This window comes from Mesorhizobium sp. M7D.F.Ca.US.004.03.1.1 (assembly GCF_003998635.1).
Classification (GTDB): domain Bacteria; phylum Pseudomonadota; class Alphaproteobacteria; order Rhizobiales; family Rhizobiaceae; genus Mesorhizobium; species Mesorhizobium loti.
This window is the reverse complement of the sequence record NZ_RZQG01001509.1, coordinates 1-825: the sequence shown is the minus strand read 5'-3', so window position 1 is coordinate 825 and position 825 is coordinate 1. Positions and strand designations below refer to the sequence as shown.

Genomic DNA, 825 nt, shown 5'->3' with positions numbered 1-825 from the left:
GGTCATGATCATGCGGCAAGGCGACGACAATTGGGTCGACATCGCCAACTGGACGCTGAGCACCCTGATCTTCGCCGAGCAGGAAGGCATCACCTCCAAGAACGTCGACGAGATCAAGGCCAAGCCGACTTCGCCGCAAGTCGCCAAGTTCCTCGGCGTCACGCCAGGCATGGGCAAGGGTCTCGGTCTCGATGACGACTGGGCCTACAAGGTGATCAAGAACGTCGGCAATTACGGCGAAATCTTCGAGCGCGACCTCGGCAAGGACTCGCCCTACAAGATGGACCGCGAGCTGACCAATTTGTGGAACAATGGCGGTGTCCTGTTCCCGCTGGTGATCGACTGATCCGTTCTTAACTCACCCGCTTTGGGCCCCGCCCGGCACCTGCCGGGCGGGGCCGGCGACAATTCGGCAAGGATCTTTGGATGGTCAGCCTGCTGAGAAATCAAAAGGTCCGCAACGCACTGTTGCAGGTCCTCTATGTCGGCTCTATCGCCGCGATGGTGCTTGCCGGCATCGTGATCGCCCGCCGCAACCTCGCTGACCAGGGGATCACCTCCGGATTCGACTTTCTGTTCAAGTCGACGGGTTGGGATGTGAATTTCTCGCTGCTGCCCGCCACGGCCAACGATCCCTATTGGTGGTACTTCCTCATCGGCATCATCAACACGCTTTTCCTGGGCAGCGTCGGCCTGATACTGGCGACCATCGTGGGAACGATCGTCGGTCTGGCGCGGACGTCCTCGAACGATCTGGCGCGACTGCTCGGCCGAACCTATGTCGACATCTTCCGCAACATCCCGCTGATCCTCCAGGTTTTCTTC

General features: G+C 59.8%; 1 protein-coding gene and 1 pseudogene. Both read left to right on the top strand.

The window, feature by feature from the left end:
* Nucleotides 1-346, top strand: a pseudogene (locus tag EN935_RS38310) (amino acid ABC transporter substrate-binding protein); the annotation flags it as partial.
* Nucleotides 347-426: 80 nt separating this feature from the next.
* A partial coding sequence (locus EN935_RS38305; RefSeq protein WP_164771836.1) for an ABC transporter permease subunit occupies nt 427-825 on the top strand: 399 nt, incomplete at its 3' end.